The organism is Saccharomonospora sp. NPDC046836, from assembly GCF_040645195.1.
Classification (GTDB): Bacteria; Actinomycetota; Actinomycetes; order Mycobacteriales; family Pseudonocardiaceae; genus Prauserella_A.
Map to the genome: position 1 here is coordinate 112,983 of NZ_JBEYXW010000014.1, position 20,938 is coordinate 133,920.

At 68.6% G+C, this 20,938-nt stretch carries 21 protein-coding genes; 10 read left to right on the forward strand and 11 right to left on the reverse strand.

Annotated elements, in window-relative coordinates:
- Nucleotides 1-48 precede the first annotated feature (48 nt).
- On the reverse strand, nucleotides 49-912 hold the full coding sequence (locus tag ABZ863_RS17895) for an enoyl-CoA hydratase/isomerase family protein (RefSeq protein WP_358536654.1): 864 nt from the start codon (nucleotides 910-912) through the stop codon (nucleotides 49-51).
- 61 nt (nucleotides 913-973) lie between these two features.
- Here ABZ863_RS17895 and ABZ863_RS17900 point away from each other — a divergent pair, with 61 nt between their 5' ends.
- The gene (locus ABZ863_RS17900; protein ID WP_358536657.1) at nucleotides 974-1,942 is read left to right on the forward strand and encodes a TIGR03621 family F420-dependent LLM class oxidoreductase; all 969 of its coding nucleotides are present in this window, start codon (nucleotides 974-976) and stop codon (nucleotides 1,940-1,942) included.
- On the opposite strand, the gene ABZ863_RS17905 is transcribed toward ABZ863_RS17900, so the two are convergent.
- From ABZ863_RS17905 to ABZ863_RS17915, 3 genes are read right to left on the reverse strand one after another with little or no spacing between them, the layout of a single operon-like run.
- Nucleotides 1,939-2,814 (reverse strand): SDR family oxidoreductase, encoded by an 876-nt coding sequence (locus ABZ863_RS17905; protein ID WP_358536660.1) that lies wholly within the window; start codon nucleotides 2,812-2,814, stop codon nucleotides 1,939-1,941. The genes ABZ863_RS17900 and ABZ863_RS17905 overlap by 4 nt on opposite strands.
- Complete coding sequence (locus ABZ863_RS17910; RefSeq protein WP_358536790.1) at nucleotides 2,811-3,713, reverse strand: LLM class F420-dependent oxidoreductase; 903 nt, start codon at nucleotides 3,711-3,713, stop codon at nucleotides 2,811-2,813. The genes ABZ863_RS17905 and ABZ863_RS17910 overlap by 4 nt, the downstream gene beginning before the upstream one ends.
- 20 nt (nucleotides 3,714-3,733) lie before the next feature.
- Nucleotides 3,734-4,504: a glucose 1-dehydrogenase gene (locus ABZ863_RS17915; RefSeq protein WP_358536663.1), complete on the reverse strand. Its 771-nt coding sequence runs from the start codon at nucleotides 4,502-4,504 to the stop codon at nucleotides 3,734-3,736.
- Between the two features lie 88 nt (nucleotides 4,505-4,592).
- On the opposite strand from ABZ863_RS17915, the gene ABZ863_RS17920 reads away from it, so the two are divergent.
- On the forward strand, nucleotides 4,593-6,044 hold the full coding sequence (locus ABZ863_RS17920) for an aldehyde dehydrogenase family protein (protein ID WP_358536666.1): 1,452 nt from the start codon (nucleotides 4,593-4,595) through the stop codon (nucleotides 6,042-6,044).
- Nucleotides 6,045-6,060: 16 nt separating this feature from the next.
- Nucleotides 6,061-6,993, forward strand: coding sequence for a sucrase ferredoxin (locus tag ABZ863_RS17925; RefSeq protein WP_358536669.1), 933 nt, complete (start codon nucleotides 6,061-6,063; stop codon nucleotides 6,991-6,993).
- Between the two features lie 8 nt (nucleotides 6,994-7,001).
- Here ABZ863_RS17925 and ABZ863_RS17930 read toward each other — a convergent pair whose 3' ends face one another.
- The 3 genes from ABZ863_RS17930 to ABZ863_RS17940 are packed head-to-tail and all read right to left on the reverse strand — an operon-like array spanning nucleotide 7,002 to nucleotide 10,339.
- Nucleotides 7,002-7,916 (reverse strand): VOC family protein, encoded by a 915-nt coding sequence (locus ABZ863_RS17930; protein ID WP_358536672.1) that lies wholly within the window; start codon nucleotides 7,914-7,916, stop codon nucleotides 7,002-7,004.
- 12 nt (nucleotides 7,917-7,928) lie between these two features.
- Nucleotides 7,929-9,212, reverse strand: coding sequence for an acyl-CoA dehydrogenase family protein (locus tag ABZ863_RS17935; RefSeq protein ID WP_358536674.1), 1,284 nt, complete (start codon nucleotides 9,210-9,212; stop codon nucleotides 7,929-7,931).
- Nucleotides 9,209-10,339, reverse strand: coding sequence for an acyl-CoA dehydrogenase family protein (locus ABZ863_RS17940; protein WP_358536676.1), 1,131 nt, complete (start codon nucleotides 10,337-10,339; stop codon nucleotides 9,209-9,211). The genes ABZ863_RS17935 and ABZ863_RS17940 overlap by 4 nt, the downstream gene beginning before the upstream one ends.
- Nucleotides 10,340-10,416: 77 nt before the next feature.
- Between ABZ863_RS17940 and ABZ863_RS17945 the strand changes: the two genes are divergently transcribed.
- Nucleotides 10,417-10,719, forward strand: a complete 303-nt coding sequence (locus ABZ863_RS17945; RefSeq protein WP_358536678.1) for a hypothetical protein — start codon at nucleotides 10,417-10,419, stop codon at nucleotides 10,717-10,719.
- 46 nt (nucleotides 10,720-10,765) lie between these two features.
- Nucleotides 10,766-11,569: an NAD(P)-dependent oxidoreductase gene (locus tag ABZ863_RS17950; protein WP_358536680.1), complete on the forward strand. Its 804-nt coding sequence runs from the start codon at nucleotides 10,766-10,768 to the stop codon at nucleotides 11,567-11,569.
- Between the two features lie 10 nt (nucleotides 11,570-11,579).
- On the opposite strand, the gene ABZ863_RS17955 is transcribed toward ABZ863_RS17950, so the two are convergent.
- Genes ABZ863_RS17955 through ABZ863_RS17970 form a run of 4 tightly spaced genes read right to left on the reverse strand, consistent with a single transcriptional unit; the run spans nucleotide 11,580 to nucleotide 14,565 of the window.
- Nucleotides 11,580-12,746, reverse strand: coding sequence for a thiolase family protein (locus ABZ863_RS17955; RefSeq protein WP_358536682.1), 1,167 nt, complete (start codon nucleotides 12,744-12,746; stop codon nucleotides 11,580-11,582).
- Between the two features lie 12 nt (nucleotides 12,747-12,758).
- Nucleotides 12,759-13,163 carry a hypothetical protein gene (locus tag ABZ863_RS17960; protein WP_358536684.1) on the reverse strand — a complete coding sequence of 135 codons (405 nt, stop codon included), beginning with the start codon at nucleotides 13,161-13,163 and terminating at the stop codon, nucleotides 12,759-12,761.
- 20 nt (nucleotides 13,164-13,183) lie between these two features.
- Nucleotides 13,184-13,708, reverse strand: coding sequence for a MaoC family dehydratase N-terminal domain-containing protein (locus ABZ863_RS17965; protein ID WP_358536686.1), 525 nt, complete (start codon nucleotides 13,706-13,708; stop codon nucleotides 13,184-13,186).
- Nucleotides 13,709-13,734: 26 nt separating this feature from the next.
- Complete coding sequence (locus ABZ863_RS17970) at nucleotides 13,735-14,565, reverse strand: NAD(P)-dependent oxidoreductase (protein ID WP_358536688.1); 831 nt, start codon at nucleotides 14,563-14,565, stop codon at nucleotides 13,735-13,737.
- Nucleotides 14,566-14,670: 105 nt separating this feature from the next.
- On the opposite strand from ABZ863_RS17970, the gene ABZ863_RS17975 reads away from it, so the two are divergent.
- The 5 genes from ABZ863_RS17975 to ABZ863_RS17995 all read left to right on the forward strand — a co-directional run bounded on the left by ABZ863_RS17975 (nucleotide 14,671) and on the right by ABZ863_RS17995 (nucleotide 20,931).
- Entirely contained in the window at nucleotides 14,671-15,627 is a 957-nt protein-coding gene (locus tag ABZ863_RS17975; RefSeq protein ID WP_358536690.1) for a TIGR03564 family F420-dependent LLM class oxidoreductase, read from the forward strand.
- A gap of 299 nt (nucleotides 15,628-15,926) precedes the next feature.
- Nucleotides 15,927-16,880 (forward strand): ABC transporter permease, encoded by a 954-nt coding sequence (locus ABZ863_RS17980; RefSeq protein ID WP_358536693.1) that lies wholly within the window; start codon nucleotides 15,927-15,929, stop codon nucleotides 16,878-16,880.
- Nucleotides 16,877-17,761 (forward strand): ABC transporter permease, encoded by an 885-nt coding sequence (locus tag ABZ863_RS17985; RefSeq protein WP_358536695.1) that lies wholly within the window; start codon nucleotides 16,877-16,879, stop codon nucleotides 17,759-17,761. Before ABZ863_RS17980 ends, ABZ863_RS17985 begins: the two co-directional genes overlap by 4 nt.
- Nucleotides 17,762-17,803: 42 nt before the next feature.
- Nucleotides 17,804-19,357, forward strand: coding sequence for an ABC transporter substrate-binding protein (locus ABZ863_RS17990; protein WP_358536697.1), 1,554 nt, complete (start codon nucleotides 17,804-17,806; stop codon nucleotides 19,355-19,357).
- An 11-nt stretch (nucleotides 19,358-19,368) separates the two neighbouring features.
- Entirely contained in the window at nucleotides 19,369-20,931 is a 1,563-nt protein-coding gene (locus tag ABZ863_RS17995; RefSeq protein ID WP_358536699.1) for an ABC transporter substrate-binding protein, read from the forward strand.
- The last annotated feature ends 7 nt before the right edge of the window (nucleotides 20,932-20,938 follow it).

A 20,938-nucleotide genomic window follows, 5' to 3' on the forward strand; every position in this document is an offset into this window, starting at 1 on the left:
TCCATACTAGTCATGTTCTCCAAAATTGAGAATGCCGTTCACGGATTGTCAGGTCGACCAGGGTTTGGCGTCCCACGCCCGGTCCAGCGGCTCCATCCCGCCGCCGAAGGGGAAGAACTGGCGCTGGGCGTAGGTTTCGCGGGCGACGCCGTGGCCGACCTCGTTGAGGAAGGCGCGCTTGAGCTCCTGGGTGAACAACTGGCGGGTGTAGCGCAGCACCAGTGGCGGACGCTTGGCGAGCTCGTGCGCCAGTTCCCAGGCGCGGTCCAGCAGCTTGTCCTTCGGCAGGACCTCGGCGACCGCGCCCCACTCCAGCGCCTGCTGCGCGCTGAGCTTCTTTCCGGTCAGCAGCAGATACCGGCCGCGGTTGTGTCCGCAGAGGAAGTTCCAGATGATGTGCTGCCCGTCGCCGGGTACCTGACCGCGCGGGAAGTGCGACACGTCCTGGAACCAGGCGTCGTCGGAGGCCAGCACGATGTCGCCCATCAACGGGACCTCGGAGTGGATGTTGCACGGCCCGTTGACGGCGCTGATCATCGGCACATCCACGTCGAGCACGTTGAACTGGAGGTTGCGGTTGTACCAGGCCTTCTCGTCGAGTTTCCACAGTCCGCGCTCGCCCGGCATGGCCTGGTAGACCGGCTCCTCCGGGGGCTCGCCGTTGGGGAGCAGTCCCCAGTCGGCGTTGTAGTTCTCGCCGGTGCCGGTGTGGATCAGGACCTTGATCTCGCGGTCGCCCGCGACATCGGCGAAGGCGTCGGCCATGTCGTCGTGCGCCTTCCAGTCCCACACGAGGCTGCCGCCCTCGGTGTGGCACTGCATGAGCAGGATGCCGTCCTCGCTGAGCTCGAACCGGTAGTTGGCGTAGGCGTTCTTGTACTCGCTGTACCGCGTCCGCTTGACCATCCGCATCCCTTCGACCGTGCTACAAGATAATCGAATACTACTGAAAAGAGAATGATATTCTCCAGTCATGGTAACGATGCGCCCCTTCCGCTTCGCGGTACAGGCGACGAAGGCCACGTCGGCGGCAGCCTGGCGTGACCTCGCGCGCAAGGTGGAGGACCTGGGGTTCTCGACGATGTTCGTGGCTGACCACTACCTCGGGAAGGGCCCGGCGAGCCGGGAGGCCAGGTGGCCGCCCCAGTACCTCGCCCCGATCAGCGCCATGGCGACGGCGGCGGCGGTCACCGAGACCCTGCGGGTCGGCTGCCGGGTGTTCTGCATCGACTATCACCTGCCGACCGTCCTCGCGAAGGAGGCGGCGACGCTCGACCTGCTCTCCGACGGACGGCTCGAGTTCGGCGTCGGCGCGGGCTGGAGCGAGCCGGAGTACCGGGCGATGGGGATCGGCTTCGAGCCTGCCCGGCGCAGGGTCGACAAGCTGGCGGAGGTGATCGCGCTCGTCAAGGCCCACTGGTCCGGGGAACCGCTGGAGCAGAAGGGCGAGTTCGTGAACGTCACCGGCTACTCGGGACTGCCACTGCCAGTGCAGCGGCCCCGCCCGCCGATCATGATCGGCGGCAGCCGCAAGCGGGTGCTGTCGCTGGCCGGCCGCGAGGCCGACATCGTGAGTATCGCCAATGTGCCGTTCGAAAAGGTGAACGACGCGGGCCTGTCACCCGAGGAAGAGGCGGTGCGGCGACTGGGCTTCGTCCGCGACGCGGCCGGGGATCGCGCCGCCGAGCTCGATATCGAGAGCTCGCCGTTCTTCACCGAGGTCACCGCCGACGCCGGCGGTGCGCTCGAGCGCGTGGCGACGACGATGCGTGTGGACCCGGACGGTCTGCTCGACCACCCCAATGTGCTCATCGGCTCCGCCGACGAGATCGCCGACCGCCTCTGGCAGCGCCGCGAGACGCTGGGCGTCAACTACGTCAGCATCCAGCAGTCGCAGCTCGACAGCTTCGCGCCCGTCGCCGCGCGCCTCGCCGGGAGTTAACGCGGATCTGCGAGGTTCTCCAGTGCCTGCGCCGGTGGCTGGGTGGACCAGCCCGAGCCGGGCCAGTTGTGCCAGCCCGAGGAGGCGAACGTGCCGCCGTCGGGATGCAGCGTGGTGCCGGTGACGTAGGCCGACAGCGCCGAGGCGAGGAACACGACACAGCCGGAGATGTCGGTGACCCGGCCGGCCCGGCCCATGGGGATCGTCACCCGCACCCCGGGGCCTGCCGAGGTGTTCCCGCCTCCGGCATGGCGCATCATGTTCGGCGTCGGCGCGTAGTCGGGGGCCACGTTGTTGACCCGGATGCCCTCGGGTGCGACCTCGACGGCGAGCGAACGCGCGAACTGCGCCACGGCGGCCTTGGCCGCGGAGTAGACGGCGAAGCCGGGCGCCGCGCGGTGCGCCTCGATGGTCGTGATGTTGACGATGCTGCCGCCACGGCCGCCTGCCCGCATCCGTTCGATCGCGAGCGAGCAGGCGTGCAGTACATGGAGCAGGTTCGTGCGCAGCAGCGCGTCCCAGCCTTTCGGCGTGGTGTCGGTGAACGCCGCGCGGAACGTGCCGCCGACGATGTTGACGAGCGTGTCGAGCCGGCCCCACCGCTCATCGACCGCGGTGAACAGCGCGGTGAGCGCGTCGATGTCGCGGGCATCGCCGTGCTGCACGATCACGTCGCAGTCACGCGCGCCGAGCGACTCCCGCAGCCGGTCGGCAGCGCTCGCGTCGATGTCGATCACCGCGACGCGGACACCGTTGGCCGCGAGATCGGACACGACGGCCTCGCCGAGACCGCCTGCCCCGCCGGTGACCACCGCGACGGTGCCGTCGAGCCCGCCGCGTGCCTCGAACCATCCCACGTGTGCCCCCGTCATGACAGGTAGGTCGAGCCGAAGCCCTCGATGAACTCCAGCGTCGCCGCGCGGTCGGGAACGCGGCTGGACACGATCACCCACGTGACGCCGGCGTTCTCGATCTCGGCCAGCGCCTCGCGGTGCCGGTCCGGCTCGACGGCAGGCTGCTGGATGCCCTCGCCGCTGTAGGAGTACGACACGTCGATCTCCTCGGTGCGCCCTGCCGCGGCCGCCGCCTCCCGCAGCTGCGCGATGGTGACGGCCAGCTCGCTCACCGACCCGAGTGCCGGCGTGCGGGCGGTCGCGCTCAGCTGCGCTCCACCGGTCATCGACAGCCAGCCTTGTGCGCGTTCGGCGACGCGGCGGTGGGTCGGCTTCGAGTTGCCGCCGATCCAGACCGGGACGGGGCTCTGGACCGGCCTGGGCCGTGCGATCACATCCCGCGCGCTGAAGTGCCTGCCCGCGTAGCTGAACGGCTCGCCGTGCCAGTGCAGGGGGAGCACGTCGAGCGCCTCGTCGAACAGGGCGTTGCGCTCGTCCATGTCGACCCCGAGCGCATGGAACTCGCTCTTCTGGTACCCCGTGCCGAGGCCCAGGATCAGCCGTCCACCCGACAGCTTGTCCACAGTGGCCGCCGCTTTCGCCAGCAGGAACGGGTTGCGATACGGGGCGACGACCAGGTTGGTGAGCAGCCGTAGGCGCTCGGTCACCCCGGCCACGAAACCGAGCGCGATGAGCGGGTCGAGTGTCTGGTGCCCGCCGGAGTGCAGCCAGCGGGCACCCGGTACCGGGTGCTCGCTGAGCGAGAACCCGTCGAAGCCGCTCCGCTCGGCCGCGATCGCCACCTCCTGCAGCGGTCCCGCATCGAGGATGTCGCCCTCGGGCCCGTTCTGCTCCGGGTAGTGGAAGATGAAGCGCATCGTCACCTCTTCTCCGGGGTTCAGCGGGCGACGTACCCGCCGTCGACCGGGATCGCCGTCCCCGTGATGAACGAGGACTCGTCGCTGGCGAGGAAGAGCGCGGCGGCTGCCAGCTCCGCAGGCATGCCCCACCGGCCCACGGGTTGCGGGGGAACGAGATCGGGCGGCGGAGTGGAACCGGCAGGTTCGGCGCCGCCGTCGGCGAGGCCGGTCCACGTCATGCCAGGGCAGATCGCGTTGACCCGCACGCCTTTCTTGGCGAAGTCGAGCGCGGCCGACTTGGTCAGCTGCACGACCCCGCCCTTGGCCGCCGCGTACGCGGCGAGGCCTTTCCAGCCGACGAGCGCGGACGCCGACGCTGTGTTGATCACCGACCCGCCGCCGCTGGCGAGCATGGCGGGGATCCCGTGTCTCATCCCGAGGAAGACCCCTTTGAGGTTCACCGCGATCAGGCTGTCGAAAGTGGCCTCGTCGATCTCGGTGACCGGCTTGTGCGGCCCGCCGAAGCCGGCGTTGTTGAACAGCACGTCGAGCCGCCCGAACTCGCGTACCGCGGTGTCGATCATCTCGGCGACGTCGCGGGAGCTGGATACGTCGGCGTGTACCCCAACGGCACCGGTGCCGATCTCGGCCGCAGTCTCCTTCTCCCGGCCGCTGACATCCGCACAGATGACCTTCGCTCCCTCGCGGGCGAACAGCACCGCCGCGGCGCGGCCGATGCCGGAGCCCGCGCCGGTGACCACGGCGACCTTGCCCTCGAGTCGCCCGACGCCAGAAGGAGAGTTCTTCATGCGCTCTACTGTAGAGTATTGCTTGCAGATTTCGGAAATGCCATTCTCTATACGGAAGCCAACGGGCCAGATGTGGGAGGAGACGGGGATGCCCCTTCAGGAAGGGCGACGGCTGCTCATCGACGGGCAGCTGGTCACGGCGGGGCGGACGTTCGCCTCGATCAACCCGGCGACCGGCGAGGTCATCGGTGCGGCTCCGGATGCCACGGTCGACCAGGCCGAGGCCGCCGTCGCGGCGGCTCGCCGCGCGTTCGACACGTCGACCTGGGGGAGTGACCCGAAGTTCCGCGTCCGCTGTCTCGAACAGCTGTATCAGGCACTCATCGAGCACAAGGAGGAGCTGCGCGAGCTGACCATCGCCGAGGTCGGCGCGCCCCGCCAGCTCACTCACGGAGCCCAGCTCGACGAGCCGATCGACCTCGTGCGCTACTACGCCGAGCTGCTCGGGAACCACCCGCTCACCGAGGACCTCGGCGTGGTCGAGTACCAGGGCCAGCGCCATCACCGCTGGATCGAGAAGGAGCCTGCCGGGGTGGTCGCCGCGATCGTCCCCTACAACTTTCCGACCCAGCTCGCGCTGGCCAAGCTGGCGCCCGCGCTCGCGGCGGGGTGCACCGTGGTGTTGAAGGGTGCTCCGGACACGCCGTTGGTCACGCTCGCGCTCGGCGAGCTGATCGCCTCCCACACCGACATGCCGGCCGGTGTGGTCAACGTCGTCACGTCGTCCGAAGTGGAGGTCGGGGAAATGCTCACGACTCACCCCGACGTGGACGTGGTGAGCTTCACCGGGTCGACCGCCACCGGCCGCCGGATTCTCGCCGCCGCGAGCAGCACGGTGAAGCGCGTCTTCCTCGAACTGGGCGGCAAGTCGGCGCTGATCATGCTCGACGACGCCGACATCAAAGCGGTGTCGATGTACGCGGCCTTCGGCATCTGCCTGCACTCCGGGCAGGGTTGCGCGCTCAACTCGCGGCTGCTCGTGCCCCGCACGCAACACGACGAGGTCGCCGAGAAGGTCGCGAGGTATCTCGGCAAGGTCGCCTACGGCGATCCCGCGGACCCCAAGACGTACATGGGGCCGTTGGTCAGTGAGCGGCAGCGGGACAAAGTGGACGGTATGGTCCGGCGTGCCGTGGCGGCGGGCGCGACGTTGGTGACGGGCGGCAGGAAGGTGGACCCTGGTTTCTTCTATACGCCGACGCTGCTGAGCAATGTTGATCCGGCGAGCGAGATCGCACAGGACGAGGTGTTCGGCCCGGTGCTGGCGATGATCCCGTACGACGACGATGACGAGGCCGTGCGCATCGCCAACAACTCCATCTACGGGCTCTCCGGCGCCGTCTACAGCGCCGACCAGGAACGGGCGCTCGCGCTGGCGCGGAGAATCCGCACGGGCACCTTCAGCATCAACGGCGGCAACTACTTCTTCTCCGACACGCCGTTCGGCGGGTACAAGCAGTCGGGCATCGGCAGGGAGAAGGGCCTCGCCGGATTCGAGGAGTTCATGGAAACCAAGACCTACGGCACCGTGGCGGCGTAGGCCGAGGGGATGCGTCGTGACCGCTGAGGGCGACCGGGTCGCGGGGTGCGCCGCCCTGCGGCTGGCCTACGAGGAACCGGTGTTCGCGACCGCGCCCGAGGTCGCCACTGCCTGGCTGCTCGTGGAGCATCCGGGCCCGTGGCCGGCGACCGGGCCGCCCGCCGGGCTAGCCGGTGAGGTGCTACGCGTGTGGGAGGCGGCCGGGCACGCCGGGGTCCGCAGACAGTGGATACGTCCGACACGACGGCGGCGCAGTTCGCCCGTGACCGTGTTCACCGCGGGGACGCGGCTGGGCGCCACCTGGCTCGAACGCCGGGTAGTGGACGATCTGCGTGACCTCGCGGCGCTCGATGTCGCGACGCTGGGCCAGGGGCGGCCGCCGGGCTTCGGCGCCCGCACCGGTGAGCGAGTGGTGCTCGTGTGCACCCATGGCCGGCGTGATGTGTGCTGTGCGCGGTTCGGCAGGCCCGTCGCCGACCGCCTGGACCACGCACTGCCGGGGCTGGTGTGGGAGGCGACCCACGTCGGCGGTCACCGGTTCGCGGCCAACGTGGTGACCTTCCCGGACGGCGTCTACCACGGTGGCATCAGCCCCGGAGATGCCGGGAGCCTCGCCGAGGCACTCCTTGCCGGACGGGTGGTTGCGGACCGGTTGCGGGGCAGGGCCGGCCTGCCGGCGCCGGTCCAGGCCGCGGACTACTACGCCCGCATCCGGCACGGCGTGTACGAAGTGGACGGTGTCAGCCCGCTGCGCCACAACCCGGTCGGCACGGACGGCACCGTGCGCGTCGAGCTGCTGCTTGGCGCCGGCACCCGGTGCGCGGTGTACGTCCGGCCCCGGAAGCTGATGGAGGGCCGCGCGACCCCGTGCGGGGGAGCGGACCCGGCTGGTGCCCGCACCACGTTCGACCTGGTCGCATTCGAGCAGGACAAGGATACGGCCGCCTGACCACGCGATCAGGGCTCAGCGCGGGGGCTGCCGGGGACGTCCCACGTGGTCCACCGGAACGGGACACCGTGGGTGGTGGCCGGATCGGTGAGCAGGGTGCGCTCGTCGCGGGCCAGTGTCGTGATGCCTTTCGATGTCAGGTAAGCCTCGGTCGCGTCCAGGCCACCCACGCGGAACGCCGCGGCATGGTGGATCTCGTTGTTGGCAGCCATGTCCCGCGCCGCGATGGTACCGTCGGTGTTCGGAGTGGACAGTTGCACCACGGTGTCGCCCACCAGTACATACGTGTCGTGTGTTCCGGTGAGCGTCGACGATCCTTTGTGGAGCACCGTGCCGCCGAGGACGCCCGCGTAGATCTTCTCCGCGCGCTCGCGGTCACGGGTGAGCACTGTGGTGTAGGCGAGGCCTGGCGTCGCGGTCGGGTGGTTGTCGACCCACCAGTCAGGATCCCAGTCCGGTGCGAACCGGGGATCCCGCCCCTGCACGGTGTCCCGTGGCCCGGCGAACTGCAGCTGCGTGATCGTGTCCTTGGGGTGGGTCATGATGATGCCGTCGGCCCCGGGGCGCGTGCCGGCCCACGCGCCGCCCCCGGTGAGCACCCGCACTCCGGCGTCGGTGCATCGCTGCCAGATCTCGCCGGCATCGTCGGTGTACCAGGCGATCGAGTGCCAGTGGGAGCCGAACCGCTGGTAGAACCGCCCGAGCGGCATCGTCTCCCAGCCAGGCACGCGGAACGCCGGGGCGAGGGGCTCGATCACGCAGTCCCCCAGCACGACCAGTGACGCGTCGCGTTGCTCGAACCGCGAGTAGTTGTGCGGCATGAACTCCCGCACGCTGAACACGTCGTCGTACCACGCTTCGAGCGCGGTGACGTCGTTCGTCATGTGGATGATGTGGAACAGGCGGCCGATGGCGATGGACATGCGCTGACCTCGCTACCGGCCGGTCTTGACCTGCCGGAACGGCACGTCGCGATCGGCGGCGTACTCACGCGGCATGCCGAGAACCCGTTCGCTGATGATGTTGCGGGCCATCTCCGTGCTGCCGCCGCCGAGCCCGCTCGCCTGCCGGTAGATGTAGTCCTCGCCGACCTCGCCCTGCTCCTGTTCGTGGCCGGGCGCACCGGCGACTCCCACCGCGCCCGCGATACGCAGCGCGGCATCGACCTGCTGCCACACGGTCTCCGCGTGGAAGAGCCGCAGGATCGAGCTGGCGTGGGGCTGCATCGTCCCCGCCTTGATCGCCTGTGTCACCCGCGCGATCAGCTGCTCCTCCACCAGCCGCATGGCGCGGGTCTCGCCGAGGTCCTCGCGGACCCGGGAGTCAGCGAGTTGACCGCTGCGCTGGGCGAGGTCGACGAGGTCGGTCACCTCACCGCCACCGCGCGGCCGCGCGCCGCTGACGTACGGCGATCCACCGCCCACTGCGTTGCGCTCGTGGAAGAGCTGTCGGCTGGCGACGGCCCAGCCACCATTGACCTCGCCGAGCACGGAGTCGGCTGGCAGCACGACGTTGTCGAAGAACTCCTGGCAGAACTCCTCCGAACCGTTGGTCTGCCGTATCCGCTTGATGGTGACGCCCTCGGTGTGCACGGGCATCAGGAACATCGTGAGCCCGCGGTGTTTGGGCGCGTCCCAGTCGGTGCGAGCCAGGCACAGGGCGTAGTCGGCGGCGAAGGCGAAGGTGCTCCAGATCTTCGAGCCGTTGAGGATCCACACGTCGCCGTCGCGGTCCGCGCGGGTGGTCAGAGCGGCCAGATCCGAGCCGCCCTTGGGCTCGGACAGGAACTGCACCAGGACCTCCTCGCCCTTGAGCACTGCGGGGATGTGCTTGCGCTTCTGCTCCTCGGTGCCCAGATCGAGGATCGTCGGCGAGCAGATCGAGAAGGTCGGGACGTTCAGCGAGAGCGGCATCTCGTAGCCCATCGACTCCTCGGTGAAGGCGCGCTGATGAGCCGCGGTGAGGCCGAGTCCGCCGTACTCCCTCGGAAAGCAGATGCCGGCGAACCCGCCCTCGTACAGGATCTTCTGCAGTTCTCTGGCGCGTGGCCACTGCGCGTCGTCGCCGTACCACCTGTAGTTCTGGGGCGCGGGCGGCAGGTTCTCCTTCAGCCAGCGGCGTGCGCGCGTGCGGAAGGACTCGACGGGCTCCGTTCGCTGCGCTCCTCGGGCCGTGGGCGGCCCTGCGATGCTCGCGGGTCGTCGCCTTCGGGTGCTCATGCCGCACTCCTGTCCAGCAGGTCGGTGATCCGGCGCCGGTGCTCCTCCGGCGTCCCGTACAGGGCGCGGTCGAGCGTGACCCGCCGCAGGTACAGGTGGATATCGTGTTCCCAGGTGACGCCGATACCGCCGTGTAACTGGACGCAGTCCTGGATGACCACCGGCGTCTTACTGCCCACAAAGGACTTCGCGGCGCTCACCGCCTCCGCGGCCTCGCCGGGATCCTCATCGAGGGCCTTTGCCGCCGCGACCGCCGTCGCGCGGCAGGCTTCCAGCCACATCTTGTTGTCCGCCATGCGATGCTTGAGCGCCTGGTAGGAGGCCAGCGGCCGGCCGAAGGTGTACCGGTCGAACATCCACTGCATGGTGAACTCGAACGTCCGGTCAGCGGCGCCTGCCATCTCGGCTGCCGCGAGTGCGGCCGCCACCTGCAGCTGCGCCTCCACGGCGGCTGTCGCGTCCGCGCCGCGATGGACCACGGCCGCCGGTTCCACCGCGACGTCTGCGAAACGCACCAGCGCGGTGTGGCGGACCACGTCAAGTGTCCACAGCGGGGTGACCGACACACCCGGCACGTCAGCGCGCACCAGCACCTGCACTGGTCCGTCCGGCGACTGGGCCGCGACGAGGAACGCGTCGGCCTGGTCGCCCGACTCGACGCGGTCGCAGGAGCCCGACAGCCGGTACCCGTCGCCGTCGGGCTCGGCGGTGACCGAGAACCTGGTCAGGTCGAGGCCACGACCCGGCTCGTAGAACGCCCACGCGACAACGGAATCGCCGCTCACGATCGAGCCGATCGTGTCCGCGAACGCCTCGCCGGCCCTGACCAGCCCCGCAAGCACGGCGCTGGTCGTCGTCAGCGGGCCTGGGGCGCACGTGCGGCCCATCTCCTCGGCGACGATCGCCAGCTCGGCCATTGGTGAACCGGACACGGTGCCGCCACCGAGCTGCTCCGGAACGAGCATCGCCGTCCAGCCGAGCTCCGCGCCCTGCCGCCACCAGTCGCGCTGGAAGCCCGTACCTGACTCGGCGAGCTCGCGCACGGTACCGATCGGCGCGGACCGGTCCAGGTACTCCCGTGTGGTCGACTGGAACAGCCGCTGATCCGGGGTCAGTTCGAGATCCATCTGGCGCACCCCGCTGTAGAAATCATATTCTAAAGCTAGCAGAACGCTATTCTCATGCACCATAGGGAAGGAACTCGATGAAGCTTCTGGTCTTCTCCAACGCCCGCGACGGCCGCGACGACGAGTACAACGAGTGGTACAACAAGGTGCACCTTCCCGACCTGCTCACCATTCCCGGTGTGAGGTCCGGCGCACGGTATCGAGTCCACGCTCCCGACGCCGCGGTCCCCGAGCACCGTTACCTCGCGATCTACGACCTCGATGGGGATGGCGACGCGGTGTTGAAGGAGATCGCGACGCGGTCGGGCAGCGGGCAGTTCCAGCTGACCGACAGCCTCGACAGCCGCACCGTGAAGCTCGCAATCTGGGAAGCCATGTGACTGTGGGTCCACAGTGGAGGACACCTGTCAGGACAAGGACGTCGTGATGCGCCTCGGATTCATCGGTGCCGGGCGAATGGGCCGCCCGATGGTGACTCGCCTGATCGCCGCCGGCCATGAGGTGCGGGCACTGGGCCGCTCGGCGGACAAGCGGGCGGCGCTGGCAGCCGAGGGGGCACAGCCGGTCGGTGAGATCGCCGCGGCCGGTGACGGCGCCGATGCCGTCGTGGTGTGCGTCTTCAACGATGATCAGGTCCGCGAGGTGTGTCTCGGCAGTGAGCTGTTCGACCGGATGCCGGCTGGCTCGGTCGTCGTTGTGCACACCACGGGAAGTCCCAGCGTTGCCAAGGAGATCGCGGCCCACGGGGCCGAGCGCCGGATCGAGGTGATCGACTCTCCGGTGAGCGGGGGACCGCATGACATCGCGGCAGGCCGGGTCAGTCTCTTCGTGGGCGGTGCCGACGACGCGGTCGCGCGCATGCGGCCCGTGCTCAGCAGCTACGGCGACCCGGTGCTGCACGTCGGACCGCTCGGTGCGGGGCAGCAGGTGAAGCTGATCAACAACACGCTCTTCGCGGCCAACATCGGGTTGCTCGCCGAAGCGGTCCGCGTCGCCGGCCGGCTGGGGGTTGCCGAGCACGTGCTGCTCGATGCGCTCACCCACGGCAGCGGTTCGAGCCGCGCGCTCGGCGGTGTCGCATCGAGACGGTCGGTCGCGGCGTTCACCGTTGCCGTGGAGGAGTTTCTCCGCAAGGACATCGCCGTGGCCAGGAAGGTCGCCGCCGAGCTGGGCGCGAACCTCGGCGCGATCGACGGCGCGATCAACTCCCTGCCACGGCAGCGTCCATGACGGACCGGCGTCACACCTCGATGACGACCGCGCCACCCTGGCCGCCGCCGGCGCACATCGCGGCGACGCCGATGCCGCCGCCGCGCCGGCGAAGCTCGTGGGTGAGCGTTGTCAGCATCCGGGCGCCGGTGGCCGCGACGGCGTGGCCGAGGCTGCACCCGCTGCCGTAGATGTTGACGAGGTCCTCGTCGATGCGGAGCTCCTGGCAGGTCGCGACCGGAACGGACGCGTATGCCTCGTTGATCTCCCACAGATCTACGTCGGCGACGGACAGCCGTGCGCGGTCGAGCACCTTGACGATCGCGTCGATGGCGCCGACCCCGGTGAGTGCGGGATCGACACCGACCGCCGCCCAGGCACGCACGGTGCCCAGCGTGGTGAGCCCGGCCTCCCCGGCCAGCTCGTCGGACGCCAGCGCGAGCGCCGCGGCGCCGTCGTTCGCCCCGCACGCGTTGCCCGCGGTGATGGAGAAGCCCTCGATCTCCGGGTGCAGTGGCTTCAGCGCGGCCACCTTCTCCAGTGACGTGTCGCGGCGCGGGTGCTCGTCGACGGCGAACCTCGTGACGGTGCCGTCCTTGCGGGTCACCGTGATCGGCGCGATTTCGTCGACGAACGTGCCGGCGTCGATCGCCGCGATCGCGCGGGCATGCGAGCGGACGGCCCACGCGTCCATCCGCTCGCGACTGATCCCGTACTTCTGCGCGACGTTCCAGCCGACTGTCAGCGACACGTCGTCGGTGGCGATCTCCGTCTGCGGGAACGTCGGCGGGTTACGCGTCTCGGTCTCCGCAGAGCCAGGAATGCGCCAGGTGCTCGTGGGGCTCAGCGACGACGTCTGCACACCACCGGCGACCACCGCGCGGTCCATGCCGGCGCGAATGGTGGCCGCGGCGTTGCCAACGCTGGTGAGGCTGCCCGCGCAGTGCCGGTTCACCGCCTGACCGGCCAGCTGCGTCATGCCCGCCGCCACGGCCGCGTAGCGCGCGAGGTCCCCGCCGCCGTACAGCGACTCGGCGAAGATGACGTCGTCGAACCGTTCCGGGGCGAGACCGGACCGGCGTACCGCCTCCACCAGGACATGGGTCGCGAGATCCTCCGCAGGGGTCTCGGTCAGCGTGCCTTTGCGCGCGGTCCCGACCGCGGTGCGGACCGCGCTGATGATCATCGCTTCAGTCATCGACTTCTCCCGTCAGTTGAGCCGTACCACGGCGTTCGCGGGCAGCAGCGTGTTGCCGTGCTCGTCCTCCGTCCAGATGTCGAGCGTCGCCGTACGCACGCCGTCCGCGTCCTGCTCGACCGCCGTCACCACGCCGCGCGCGGTGACCGTCATGCCCTTGGTGTTGAGGCGACGGAACTGGCCTTCGATGCGCACGATGTGCCCCTGCCCGCCGAGCCAGCCGCGCAGCAGGTTGTGCAGATACGACCACTGCAGGTTGCCCATCCCGATCGCCGTCGGGTGCCCGGCGGCTCTGCCCGACTCGTCGTCCATGTGGATCGGTACGAACTCGTCGTTGACTGCGGCGTACCGGTTCCAGTTCGCGAACCCGGTGTTGCGCGTGAACGGCGGCAGTTCGTCACCGGCCACAACCCGCATTGCTTGCACACCCTTTCGCTTCAGTAGCGGATGATGGTGTTGACCACGCGCTTGACGAACTCGCCGCGCTGGTTGGTCCAGGTGTCCTCGGTGCGGCTCAACAACATGAGCCCGAGCTTGCCCGCGCGCTCTGTGTACGGCCCGAGCCTGCGGACGCTGGCGATGACGTCGCCGGGGCGCATCGGCACGCCGTACTCGGTGTCCAGGCCACCGTTGAGCATGAACTCCAGCCCAGGCCCCGGGATCCCTGCCTGCTCTTCGAGGTGATCGGGATCGTTGCTCGACAGCCTGGTCGAGGGATGGGTGGTGCTCCGCTCGGCGACCGTCCAGGCGAACGGGTTGAACTCCTCGGGCGCCACGGTTCCGTTGTGTGCGGTACGGGCGGCGGTCTGCTCGTCGAGAAAGTGCCCGGGCGGCGGATCCGGCCAGTACACGGCAATCGCCCACCGGCGGATGTCGGACTCGCTCACCGGGTGGCTCACCTGGCGCAGGAGCTCCGTACCCACGGCCTCGCGCATGGCGGGCGAGATGTTGGTCTCGGGCATCGGCTCCCTCCCCGATCGCGAGCGCGTCAGTCAAGGAAAAGGTCCCGCTCGGGGTTGTCGCCCCCGCCGTAGCGGGACAGGTCAGCGACGCCTGCCGCGGTGAGCACCTCCGCGTCGAGGAAACAGTTGCCCGTGGTGTCCTTCGCAGGGCGGGACAGGATCTCCACGGCGGCGTCCGCCATGATCTCCGGGCTGCGCGCGGATGAGAGCAGGCGCTGGCCGCCTGCCATGTTCGCCACGGCGGCGGTGGCGATGTAGGTCTCCGGCCACAGGCAGTTCACCGCGATGCCGGCCTCGGCGAACTCCGCCGCCCAGCCCAGCGACAGCAGTGTCATCCCGTACTTCGTGAGTGTGTAGGCGGGGTGCGCGCCGAGCCAGCGCGGGCTGAGGTTCAGCGGCGGGGACAGTGTCAGGACGTGCGGGTTCGCCGAGGCCCGCAGGTGCGGCAGGCACGACCTGGTCAGCAGGAACGTGCCGCGCACGTTGATCTCGTGCATCAGGTCGAACCGTTTGACCGGCAGCTGCTCGGTCGCGTCGAGTGCGATCGCGCTGGCGTTGTTCACGCAGATGTCGATGCCGCCGAACCGCGCGACGGCGGTGTCGGCGGCCCGCTGCACGTCCTCCTCGCGGCGCACGTCGCCGACCACCGCGACCGCCTTGCCGCCCGCGTCCTCGATGCCGGCGACCGCGGTGTGCACTGTGCCGGGAAGCTTCGGGTGGGCTCGGTCGGTCTTGGCGAGCAGTACGACGTTCGCGCCCAGCCTCGCCGCGGCGATCGCGATCGCCAGCCCGATACCGCGGCTGCCGCCGGACATCACCATCGTGCGACCGGCCAGAGCGTTCTGCGTGGCGGGCATCGTTCTCCTCGGTGGGCGCAACGTGAGTATGATTCTCACTGATGATATTGGCATTCTCGCTCTACGCAAGTAGCGTATTCATGTAAGTCGGGAACAGGAGGAATCGTGCGGATCGGTGTGATGATCGGTCCCGAGAAGCGGGACTCGGCGAAGAAGGTCGAGCGGATGCTCTCGGACATCGAGTGGGCCGAGTCCGCCGGGCTGGCCACGGCGTGGATCCCGCAGATCCCCACGGACTTCGACGCCCTCATCGCGGTGTCGCTGATGGGCACGCGGACCCGGCGGATCGAGCTCGGCACCGCGGTCGTGCCGCTTCAGGCGCAGCATCCGATCGCGCTCGCCCGGCAGGCGCTGTCCGCGCACGCGGCCACGGGTGGGCGGCTGGCGCTGGGCGTCGGACCGTCGCACCACTGGATCGTGCGGGACATGCTCGGCCTTCCCTATGAGCGGCCTGCCGCCTACACCCGTGACTGTCTCGAGGTACTGGCGTCGGCCCTGCGCGGACCGGGCTCCGTGGACGTGGAGAACACGACGTTCACCGTGCACAACCCGCTCGACCTCGCGCCGGTGGCTCCGCTGCAGGTGCTGGTCGCCGCGCTCGGTCCGGTGATGCTGTCGATCGCAGGCCGCCATGCCGACGGCACCGTGCTGTGGATGGCCGACGAGCGCGCGGTCGGCGAGCACGTCGCGCCGTCCATCACGAAGGCGGCCGCGGAGGCGGGGCGCCCGGCTCCGCGGATTGTCGCCGGTATCCCGGTCTGCCTGTGCCGGCCCTCCGAAATAGACGCTGCACGCGAGCGTGCCAACCGGATCCTGGGGGAGGCGGATATCTCCCCGAACTACCAGCGGTTGCTGGGGCACGGCGACGCCCGTGACGTCGGCGACCTGTGTGCGGTCGGCGACGAGGAGGCCATCCGGGCGCGGTTCCGGCGCTTCGCCGATGCGGGAGTCACCGACCTCTCCGTGCGGCTCCTGCCGATCGGCGAAGGCCGCGACGAGCTGGTCGCGTCCAAACGCCGTACCCGGGAGATGATCGCCGGGCTCGCTGCGGAGCCGTGGTGACCAGAAGTGGAGAATCAGATTCTCGTGCTTGTTGCGATTGAATCCCATGCCTTATCGCTGGTGATCGACTTGTGAGGCCGCTCTGACTCGAGAAGACAGAGGGTTTCAGATGACCTGTGGAGGTCATCATTCTCCTTGATAAGGCTTTTCTTTACCGGAACTTGCGAATATGATTCTCGCCAGGTCGACGCTGACCGGTAGGGCCACGAGCTTTCCTGTCCGCGTCGCCGGTGCCGGGCCGGAACGACACGGTGCGGGCATCACCCGCTCAGCAGTGTGCTTCAGGGAAAGCGAGTCGAATGGTGCTCACCGTTGCGGGCCGAGTCGGCCGCAGTCTCCTCGTTGTACTGCTGGTCACTGTTGCCGTTGCGGCGCTGCTGAGTCTGGCGCCCGGCTCGGTGGCGTCGGTGATACTGGGCGAGAACGCGACGCCGCAGGCTATTGCCGAACTCAACGCCAGGCTGGGCCTCGACCGGCCGTTCTTCGTGCAGTACGTCGACTGGCTCGGCAATGCCGTTCAGGGTGACCTGGGGACCTCCCCGCTCACCAGCCAGCCGGTGATGGACGCGATCCTCGAGCGGTTGCCGGTGACGTTGCAGCTGGCGGTCATGGCTCTGACCATCGCGCTGGTCGTATCGATCCTGCTGGCCGTGGTGTCCGCGGTGCGGCCGGGAAGCGTGGTCGACCGCGGGATCAACGTCGTCTCGTCGATGCTGCTGTCGGTGCCCGCGTTCATCGCCGGGCCGGTGCTGATCTACTTCTTCGCCGTTCAGCTCGGCTGGTTCCCCGTGACCGGGTGGTCGCGGATCAGCGACGGCCTCGGGGAGAACCTGCTGAGCGCCATGTTGCCGGCGATCGCGATCTCGCTGATCGAGATCGCCGCGTTCCACCGCGTGCTGCGGGCGGATCTGATCGGCACGTTGCGGGAGGACTTCGTCGGAGCGGCGAGGGCCAAGGGCATGAGCCCGGCCTACGTGATGTTCCGGCACGCCCTTCGCCCTTCGTCGTTCTCGTTGATCACGCTCGCCGGGATCAACCTGGGCCGGCTGGTCGGTGGGACCGTCATCGTGGAGTCGTTGTTCTCGTTGCCGGGTCTCGGACAGCTGCTCGCGACGTCGATCATCTCGCGAGACGTGATCACGGTGCAGGGAGTGGTGGTGTTCATCGCGGTGGTCTACGTCGGGGTCAACACGGTGGTGGACCTGAGCTACCGGTTGATCGACCCGCGAGTCAGGAAGGCGGCTGCGGCATGAACCACCACGCGGTGAACGCGGGCCGCGTCGCGGCGTCGGCGGAACCGGTCGTCCCCAAGGTACGCAGCGCCCGGTCGATCGTCGTGTGCCTGGCCTATGCCTGGTTGGTCGCGGTGATCGGGATGGCGTTGCTGGCCGACTTCCTGCCGCTGGCGTCGTATGCCACGCCGGTCGGCACGCCGCGGCAGGGCCCGCAGTGGGGATCGCTGGACCTGCTGATGGGGACGGACAACCTGGGGCGATCGATCCTGTCGCGGGTGGTCTACGGGGCACGGGTCTCGCTGGTGGTCGGTACGGTCGCGGGCCTGATCGGTTTCCTCATCGGCGGATTCCTCGGGATGCTCGCCGGTTACTTCGGGAAGAAACTCGACGCGGTGGTGCGCCTGATCGCCGACGCGGTGCTGGCGTTTCCGCCGCTGATCCTGTTGCTGGCGCTGTCGTCCATCCTCACCCCGAGTGTGCGGACGCTGCTGGTGGGGTTGTCGCTGTTGGTGGTTCCCACCTTCACCCGGCTGGCGAGGGCGAACACCCTCGCGTGGTCGGCACGCGAGTTCGTGCTGGCGGCGCGGAACATGGGTGCGGGACACCGCCGGATTCTGGTGAAGGAGATCCTGCCCAACGTGCTGCCCTCGCTCGGTGCGTACCTGCCGATCGTGATGGCCGCGCTGATCGTCGCGGAAGGGTCGCTGAGCTTCCTGGGTCTGGGGATTCCGCCGCCGACCCCGAGTTGGGGCGGGATGATCTCCGACGGCAAGGACGCGATCGCGGACGCCCCGCATCTGGTTTTCCTGCCCGCGCTGGTCATTTTCCTCACGGTGTTCTCGCTGAACCAGGCGGGTGACCACCTGCGGCAGCGGTTCGACCGCACGCTGCAGGACTGAACGACACCCCGAATTCCCACCACAGCTGACGAGAGGTCAACGATGATCCGGAGCAGTCGTTTACTGGCGACCGCCGCAGTCGCCCTGGTACTGGCGGGGTGCGGTGGCACGAGTTCCGACACGTCCAGAGACGCGGCCGGTGACCCGGTGTCCGGCGGCACCGCCACGGTCATTCAGATCACCGAGCCCCGCAGTCTCGACCCGGCGATCATGTCGAACACCTGGCCGTTCAACGCTTTCCTCGGCAACGCCCTCTACGGCACGTTGATGATCAACAAGCCGGAGACGGGGGAGATCGAGTACAAGCTGGCGGAGAGCTTCACGACCGAGGACAACGGCGCGACCTTCGAGTTGAGGTTGCACGAGGGGCTGACGTTCTCCGACGGCAGTCCACTGAACGCCGAGGCCGTGAAGTTCAACTGGGACCGGATCAAGGACCCGTCCCTTGGCTCGGCCAGTATCCCGGAAGCATCGTTGGTCTCCTCGACGGAGGTGGTGGATGCCACCACGGTGAAGGTCACGTTGGTCGCGCCTGTCCCGAACTACGCACAGGCCGTGGTCTCGACCTCGATGAACTGGATCGGCTCCCCGGCGGCGCTGCAGAAAGGCCAGCAGGCCTTCGACACCAACCCGATCGGCGCGGGTCCGTTCACAGTGGACAGCTGGACTCGCCAGGACAGGATCGAGCTGGTGCGCAACGCCGGGTACTGGGATGCCCCCAGACCCTATCTCGAGCGCATCGTCCTGCGGACCAACACCGATTCGAACCAGCGGGTGAACACCTTGATCAGTGGTGGTGCCGACGTGGTCATCGACACGAACTGGGAGACGATCGCCAGGGCCCGTGACATGGGCTACGACACCGAGGTGCAGCCGCTGAACGGCGGCCAGTACCTGGCGATGAACGCACGCCGCGCCCCGTTCGACGACGTGCGGGCGCGCAAGGCGGTCGCCGCGGCACTCGATGTCGGCGCGATGAACCAGTCCGTCTACAACGGTAAGGGGGAGGTGCCGACGACGCTGTTCACCGAGTCGTCACCGTACTTTGTGGACGCTCCGCTGGTGAGGCCGGACAAGGCCGCGGCGCAGCGGCTGTTCGACGAGCTGGCCGCCGAGGGCAAGAAGGTGTCGTTCACCTTCAAGAGCTTCCCCTCGCCGGAGAGCAAGGCCGCATCGGAAAGCGTCCAGGCTCAGCTCAGCGCGTTCCGCAACGTCGAGGTCAAGGTGCAGACCATTGACCACACGGACAGCTCGAAGCTGGTGGCGACGAAGGACTTCGAGATGGTGATCTCCTCCGCCCTGTTCGTGGACCCCGAACCGCGCCTGTGGGCGGTGTTCCACGGTGACTCGCGGTCGAACATGTCGGGTATCGACGACGAGCAACTGAACGTGGCGCTGGAAAAGGGGCGGACGTCGACGAACGAGCAGGACCGCAAGGCCGCCTACGACGCGGTGCAGCAGCGCCTGACCGAGCTCGTCCCGGGCGTCTTCTACACCCGTGGCTCGCCAGCCGCCGTGCTGGGCAAGAACGTCTACGGCGCTGTCCAGTACGGCAACGGCTCCCTCCTGCCTGAAGAACTCTGGATCCAACCGTGACGAGGTCAACGATGATCCGTAAGGGGCGCTTCCTGGCCGCCACGGTCACGTGTGTCGCCGCGGCTGCCATGGCGGGGTGCAGCGGTCCGACAGCTGGCAGCCCCGAAGAACCGGTCGGCGACCCGGTGGCAGGCGGTACCGCCCACATCCTCATGATCACCGAACCGCGAGCGCTCGATCCCGCGGTGATGTCGAACGTGTGGGCACTCAATGCCGTCCTGGGCAACGCCCTGTACGGGACCCTGCTGACCAACGACGAGAACACCGGCGAGATCCACTACGAGATGGCGGAGAGCTTCACCACCGAAGACAACGGTGTGACGTTCGAGCTGATGCTGCGCCAGGGTTTGACATTCTCCGACGGTAGTCCCCTGGATGCCGAGGCCGTGAAGTTCAACTGGGACAGGCTCAGGGACCCCGTCACCGGCTCGACGGCCATCCGGGACGCCGCGTTGATCGCCTCGACCGAGGTGGTGGACGCCAGGACGCTCGAGGTCACACTGCGGACGCCGGTCCCGAACTACGCCCAGGCGGTGGTGGCCAACCAGCTGAACTGGATCGCGTCGCCGAAGGCGCTGCAGGCAGGGCCGCAGGCCTTCGACGCAAACCCGGTCGGCGCCGGCCCGTTCACCCTGAAGTCCTGGACTCGTCAGGACAGGATCGAACTGGTGCGCAACCCGGGCTACTGGGATGCCCCCAAGCCCTACCTGGACGCCATCACCCTGCGGGCCGCACCCGACACCACTCAGCGGCTCAACACCCTGACCAGCGGTGGCGCCGATGTGGCCGTCGAGACCAACTGGTCGAGCATCGCCACGGCGCGCGAGCGGGGCGTCTCCGCCGATGTGCAGCCGCTGGGCGGCGGGCAGGGGCTCAGCATGAACATGCGCCGAGCGCCGTTCAACGATGAGCGGGCGCGTAAGGCCGTTGCCGCGGCGCTCGACCTGAAGGCGATCGACCTCGCCGTGTACAACGGCAAAGGGGAGATCCCGGCGACGCTGTTCGTCGAGTCCTCACCGTTCTATTCGGACTTCCAGCTGACCACACAGGACAAAGCCACCGCGCAGCGGCTGTTCGACGAGCTGGCCGCCGAGGGCAAGAAGGTGTCGTTCACCTTCACGAGCTATCCCACCCCGGAAGCCAAGGGTGCGGCGGAGAGCGTGCAAGCTCAGCTCAGCGCGTTCGACAATGTCGACGTCAGTGTCCAGACCGTGGACTTCGGGGGAATGCCGAGGATCTACGCCGAGCACGACTTCGACATGATCATCTCGTCGTCGCTGCTCCTGGACCCGGAGCCGCAGCTGTGGACGAACTTCCACGGGCAGTCTCCCGCCAACATGTCGGGCGTCGACGACGAGCAGCTGAACGAGGCACTGCAGGCCGGCCGCACGTCGACGTCGGTAGCGGAACGCAAGGCGGCGTACCAGGTGGTGCAGGAGCGGCTGTCCGCCCTGGTTCCCACGATCTTCTACACCCGTGCCTCGCCTTCCGTTCTTGCGGCTGAGAACGTCCACGGTGTCGTGCAGTACGGCTTCGGCTCGCTGCTGCCCGAGGAACTGTGGATCGCGCAGTAAACGGCAA